Origin of the sequence: Jatrophihabitans lederbergiae (assembly GCF_031845305.1) — a bacterium.
GTDB classification, from domain to species: domain Bacteria; phylum Actinomycetota; class Actinomycetes; order Mycobacteriales; family Jatrophihabitantaceae; genus Jatrophihabitans_A; species Jatrophihabitans_A lederbergiae.
Map to the genome: position 1 here is coordinate 1 of NZ_JAVREH010000106.1, position 4700 is coordinate 4700.

3 protein-coding genes and 1 pseudogene are annotated in these 4700 nt (G+C 65.2%); 2 read left to right on the forward strand and 2 right to left on the reverse strand.

Annotated features, from left to right (window positions below):
• Positions 1-856 precede the first annotated feature (856 nt).
• A pseudogene (locus RM423_RS24000) lies at positions 857-1099 on the forward strand (transposase); the annotation flags it as partial.
• Positions 1100-1493: 394 nt separating this feature from the next.
• Here the strand turns inward: RM423_RS24000 and RM423_RS24005 are convergent.
• Together RM423_RS24005 and RM423_RS24010 are read right to left on the reverse strand one after the other, a co-directional pair.
• A complete protein-coding gene (locus RM423_RS24005) occupies positions 1494-2408 on the reverse strand; it encodes an aldose 1-epimerase family protein (RefSeq protein WP_311425563.1) in 915 nt (304 codons plus the stop codon).
• Positions 2409-2473: 65 nt separating this feature from the next.
• Positions 2474-2815 (reverse strand): hypothetical protein, encoded by a 342-nt coding sequence (locus RM423_RS24010; RefSeq protein ID WP_311425564.1) that lies wholly within the window; start codon positions 2813-2815, stop codon positions 2474-2476.
• Positions 2816-3007: 192 nt separating this feature from the next.
• Here RM423_RS24010 and RM423_RS24015 point away from each other — a divergent pair, with 192 nt between their 5' ends.
• Positions 3008-4474, forward strand: coding sequence for a molybdopterin-dependent oxidoreductase (locus tag RM423_RS24015; RefSeq protein WP_311425565.1), 1467 nt, complete (start codon positions 3008-3010; stop codon positions 4472-4474).
• The last annotated feature ends 226 nt before the right edge of the window (positions 4475-4700 follow it).

Here is a 4700-nt window from a genome sequence, read left to right on the forward strand (position 1 = left end):
CGGGTCAGCACACCCACCGACACCAGATCCGACAACCGACGACCCGTCTCCGGCTTCACCCATCCAGCACGAGGCATGTCACCAAACTACACCGTTGTAAGTTTAACTGAACGGTATTGGGGCTAGCGGGCTCCCGCTAGGCGCGTATTGGCGAGGTGGACGAGCCGGTCGTTCGAGGCAGAATGGTCGCTGATGTACCCCATGCACTGCGTCCGCATTTTCGCTGGCGGTATGCAGTACTGATCGGCCCACATCTGTTGCGCGTCGGGTGCTGCGGGTGGCGGTCCTGCGGTGAGTTGGTCAGGAGGTGGCCGGCTGCTCGCTGACCTGTCGATGGCTGGCTCCGATCCTCGCGCACACCACCGACACCCTGCGCGCCGCCCACTTGATGAACGGCGTCACCCAGACACCCCGCTCTGCGCCGAGCCGTGGCCGCGGCCGCCGGCATCGATGCACGGCGCCGCGTCCCACCCTTCGCCGAGGACGCTGCAGGGCTGGTACCGGGACCGCGGTGCTCGGGGCCGCCGGCTACCGCGGGTCGGTGCTGCTGTGGCCCGACACGTTCACCAACTGCCTGAACCCGGCCGTCGGGCAGGCGGCGATCGAGCTGCTCGAAGACGCCGATGGCGAGTCCTGCTACCCCCGCGGTGGAGCTGTGTTGCGGGCTGACCTGGATCAGCACCGGTCAACTGAGCCACCGCAAACGGGTCCTACGGCGAACAGTGACGGCACTGGCCGCGCACGTGCGGGTCAGCGGCCTCGTCGTCGGATTGGAACCCAGCTGTGCCACCGTCTTTCGCTCCGACGCCGTCGAACTGCTGCCCGGCGATCACGACGTGGCACGCCTGCAATGCCAAACTCGGCCTGGCTCGTGCTCGCCGCGATGGCGTTCAACCTCACCCGCGCCGCCGGCACGCTGGCCTCGAGCTTCCACGCCAAAGCCACCACCGCGACCCTCCGACGCCAGTTGATCACCGTCGCTGCCCGCATCACCCGCTCCGCCCGGCGCAACACGCTACGGTTGCCCGCCACCTGGCCCTGGGCAGACGCCTGGCAACGACTGTTCACCGCCGCGACCGGACCACCAGCCCCAGCATGAACTCGCTCGGCCACCGCCCTCAGGCCCGACCGGAGACATCAGTGGAAACGCCGAACAGATCGGCGACTCGGCCACGCCCTCCGGGCACCAGACCAACCTCAAGATCACTACACGCCATCACCAAACTGCGTGGTGCATCCGGGTTTAACGACCCGACGACCGATATCGGTGCGTCGTGACGGTTATCGGCGAGGACAAAAGTCAGGGTTCCACGTCCCGTCGCAGTGTCGACTTCGGTGTGCACTGGCATCGGTTGCCTCCCATTGGTAGTGAGTCCATTGCGTGTCTCCGGCGTGATACTCCGGAACGTCGCCGGCGGCGTCGGCGAAGGATTCCAAGGACGGTCGCCCGAACGACGTTCGGTCAAGCAAGCACGCACGCCTGCCGTGAGCCCCTACGGAGCTAAGCGGACCCCCCAGGCGGTCACCTTCGATTCGCCTGGCTTCAGGCGGGCGACGCCCCGCCCGGACTGAAACGCGTTCGGGGGACACGTCATCGGTTCGGTGCCCAACCCTCGACGGCGGCGGTGCACCGCGAGCGTGTCAGCGGTGTACAGCTCGACAATGGGATAGGAGCGGTCTACCCACAGCTCAACGCTGTCGCCATCGGGTGCAGTCAGAATCACCCACGCTCGGCCCTCGTGATCGCGCACGAGGTCAGTAAACGCATAGTCCACCTGCAAATCACCGATTCGTCGGCCGGCGCGAAAGTCGAACGGCGTACCCTCGACCGCCTCGACCCCGGTGGGTAGTTCCCGCGCAGGATCGGTGACGATGCGGGTTTCCGCGGCCAGGCGAACGGTGCAGTCGTCGATTAATCCGGAGCTGGGCGCCAGATAGGGGTGTTGCCCGCAGCCGTACGGGCACGGGCGGTCACCTGCGTTGGTGGCGGTCGTGGTCACGGTCAGGCCGGCGGTGTCGAGAAGGTACTGGATCTCCACATCGAGGAGGAACGGATAGCCTTCGAGCGGGTGCAGCCGGGCAGCCATGACGATGCGGTCCTCGGACTGGTGGACCGGGCGCCACGAGCGCCAACGCAGCAGTCCATGGATCGCGTTGTGTTTGTCAGGCTCGGTGAGCGCAACCTGGTAGTCGGTCTCGTCGAAGCGATATCGGCCGTCGGCCAGCCGATTGGGCCAGGGAATCAGCGGCGCCCCGTGCGCTCCGTCGCACATGGCATCGACAGGGTAGGGCTGGAGGACGTCGCGGTCTCCGACGCGGTATGCCCGGACACCGCCGCCGACCTCGACGATGGTGGCGTGCTGTTCGCCGCAGCGGAGCTCGAACTGCTGACCGGATGGCGGAATCACCGTAGCTACCTTTCCCCGAGTGCGGCTAACGGATGCCTCTTGGATCGCGATGGGTGGGAAGCCGCTTAACCACCGCGAGTGCGGCGTCGGCGACGCGCTCGAGCGGACAGGATCGAGCTGACGACCAGCGCAGCTACGGCGCCGAGCACGATCGGTCTGAACGCGGTGGCATCGGCCGGAGCGGGCCGGCGTCCGCGTGCCGGGTCACCGACACGCTCGCGTTGAGTCTGCTGGTGCACGGACTCCAGCTCGGCCGGTGTGCGAACGCCGCCGAGCTGCCGGCGGTCGCGAGTATGGCGAGAGACCTCGGCCGTCGTCGCTCCCGGGCCGCGTCCGCCCAGCAGGTCATGCCGCAGGCACGCGAGCCGTTGCTGCACGCCTGCCGCCGACCCGCTGCTGCCCTGCATCCCTACACCCTTCCGGAGGCCGACCGTTGTTGCGGTCTCCAGACAGCCAGTCTGTCACCAGTCGTTTCGAATATGCAACGGTTGCGCCTACGCTGACAACAGCTGCGCATCGGACACGGTCCCTCCCCGTTGCCGTTGGCGGCGGAAGGCTGAAGGAGTGATCTGACGATGCCTGCGTGGTTCCCCATGTGGATGGTCGTGACCCACTTTCTCAACATCTTCTTCATGCTGCTGCTGTTCCGCTCCGGTATCGAAGTGCTGTCGGCGTTTCCGAAGCTCTACTGGCGCGACGACTGCCCGCCCGGGCGCGAGTGGCTGCGCCTGACGAAGAAGACCTTCTCCGCTGACTCCCGAAAACCATGGTCCTCACTGGAGGAGGAGGAGTCCTGGTCACCGGTTGTCGCTCTGCCCGGTCACAAGAACTTAGGCCTCGGGCGGCACTGGCACTTCATGACGATCCAGTTCTGGATCGTGACAGGAGCTGTCTACATCAGCCTAGTGTTCGCCACTGGCTACTGGCACTACCTGGTGCCAACCCACTGGTCGATCGTGCCCAACTCAATCAAAGCCATCGGCACATACCTACATTTCCAGATACCCGCCAAGATCCCCGGTCAGCCGTTCGAACCGGCCCAGAAGTTGGCCTACTTCATGGTCATCTTCCTGCTCGCCCCGTTTCAAATCGCCACCGGCGCTGCGATGTCACCTTCACTGCTGGCCCGCTTCCCGCGCTCCGGCAAGCTGTTCGGCGGCAAACAAGGCGCCCGCACCCTCCACTTCCTCGGCATGTGCGCATTCGGCGCGTTCATCGTCGTGCACGTCTTCCTGGTGATCGTCCACGGCCTGCCGAAGGAGTTCGCCGCGATCGTCCTCGGTAACCCCAACGGCAACCGCCGCCTGGCCCTGGGCCTCGGCCTGAGCGGACTGTTCGCGATCCTGCTGTTCCACGTGATCATCACCTGGTTCTCGCTGCGTTATCGACGCCGCACGCAACGCCTGCTTGGGTTCATGGTCGATCCCTTCGAACGGGTCCTGTCCCGCGTCTTCACCTCCCGGCAACACTTCAGCCGCAGCGACATCTCCGCCTACCACCGAGTCAACGGCTACCCTCCGGCGGGCGAGGAGTACGAGCGAATGGCACGCAACGGCTTTCGGGACTACCGGCTCAGCGTCGGCGGCCTCGTTGCGAACCCGATGACTCTGTCACTGGACCAGCTGCGCGCACTGGGGGAACGGCGCCAAATCACCAAGCACAACTGCATCCAAGGTTGGACAGCCGTGGCGGAATGGGCCGGGATCCCGCTCGAACGGCTGATGGCCGAAGTACGCCCTGCCCGCGCGGCACGATACATCGTGTTTTACGCCATGGACGACAAAGGCCTGACCGAAGGCGAAGGCCGCTACGGCTACTTCTACGGCACCATCCCGCTCCACCTAGCCGCCAACCCGCAATGCATCCTCGCGCTGGACATGAACGGGGCACCACTCCCAGTCGAGCACGGCGCCCCACTCCGATTGCGCGTCGAGACCCAACTCGGATTCAAGATGGTCAAATGGATCACCGGCATCGAGCTCGTCGCCGACATCGCAGATATCGGACTGGGCATGGGCGGTTGGCGCGAAGACCAGCAGTATTACGCCAACGGCGCCGGAATATAGCCACGACAGAGCCAGGTCGATCAGAGCTCCCAGATCGTCAGGCCCACCGGGTGGGTGTCACTGGTAGTTGCGTATGTGCAAGTACTGCGTGCACACTAACCCGGGGCTTTCATGAGGGCGGCGCGTTGATCAACTGAAAAGTGCTCCAAGCCAGCAAGAATCAGGGTTGCGACGACCAGTTCATGCGGAGCGAGGAGCACCTTCAGGGTGAAGAATATCGGGTTGT

Bases quoted from the DNA above. Each gene is read 5' to 3' on its own strand.
- RM423_RS24010 (WP_311425564.1), bottom strand. From the start codon at position 2,815: ATGCAGGGCAGCAGCGGGTCGGCGGCAGGCGTGCAGCAACGGCTCGCG.
- RM423_RS24015 (WP_311425565.1), top strand. From the start codon at position 3,008: ATGGTCGTGACCCACTTTCTCAACATCTTCTTCATGCTGCTGCTGTTC.